General features: G+C 70.3%; 1 protein-coding gene and 1 pseudogene. Both read right to left on the bottom strand.

Going from position 1 to position 1,081, the window contains the following annotated elements; all coding sequences use genetic code 11:
• Positions 1–784, bottom strand: a 784-nt coding sequence (locus ACY34I_RS40460; protein WP_462760838.1) for an NAD(P)H-binding protein, incomplete at its 3' end; no start/stop codon positions are given.
• A 63-nt stretch (positions 785–847) separates the two neighbouring features.
• Positions 848–1,081 (bottom strand): annotated as a pseudogene (locus ACY34I_RS40455) (epoxide hydrolase); the annotation flags it as partial.

Genomic DNA, 1,081 nt, shown 5'->3' with positions numbered 1-1,081 from the left:
GCCCGGTGATCTGCTCGATGACGTCGTTGACCGGCGCGGGCTTGCCGACCGCCTGCGCCATGAGAGCGAACAGCGCGGCCAGGAACTCGGGGTCCATGAACTGGCTCATCTGCTCCAGCACGGGCTCCGGGTCGAGGTCCTCGACGGTGAGCGGGCGCCCCAGCGTCTCGCCGAGGATGCGGACCTGCCGTGCCTGGGTCAGCGACTCCGGGCCGGTCAGGTCGTAGGCCCGCCCTCCGTGCCCGCCGTCGATCAGGATCCGCGCGGCCACCTCGGCGACGTCCCGCTCGTGCACGGCGCTGAAGGCCGCTTCGGTGTACGGCGCGCGAATGACGTCACCGCCCTGGAGCTGCATCGCGAACGTCAACGAGTTGATGGCGGGGAACAGCAGCCGCAGGAACGTCCACTCGATCCCGGACGCCTCGATGGCCCGCTCGACGTCGCGGTGGTACTGGGCGATCACGTCGGGCTGCCGCTCGGCGCCCGGGACGACCGCCCCCGAGGACAGGAACACCAGCCGACGCACCCCGGCCCGGCCCGCGGCCGCCAACAGCGGAGCGACATCCATCCCGTACTGCAGAACCAGGAAGGCAGCCTCGACGCCGGCCAGCGCCGCCGGCAGCGTCTCGGGCTTGGTCAGATCGCCCCGGACGACGTCGACCTCCGCCGGGAGCCCGGCCCGCTCCGGGGTACGGGTCAGCGCCCGCACCGGCGCACCCGCGGCGACCAACTCCTCTACCGCCTGACGTCCGAAGTGAGCCGTGGCACCGATGACGAGATACATGAGGGTTTCCCTTCGTGCGAAAACATGGGGATCTGATGGGGTCCGCCGACAACCGGCGGCGGATCAGCGAACCTTGCCGAAGAACTGCCGAATGTCGTCGACGAGCAGATCGGGCGCGTCGTGCGCGGCGAAGTGGCTGCCCCGGTCGTAGACGTTCCACGAGAGGATGTTCTTGTGGTCGCGGTCGGCGAACGTCCGGATCGACTGGAAGTCCCAGGCGAAATTGGCCAGGCCGAGCGGCACGGTCGTCGGCTCGGGCACGGACGTGCCCCGGCCGTTCGACTTCTGCTGTGCGGG

The sequence above is a fragment of the Micromonospora sp. RTBAU3-60 genome (assembly GCF_054963695.1).
Note: the sequence above shows the minus strand (reverse complement) of the source record. Positions and strands in the feature narration are given on the sequence as shown.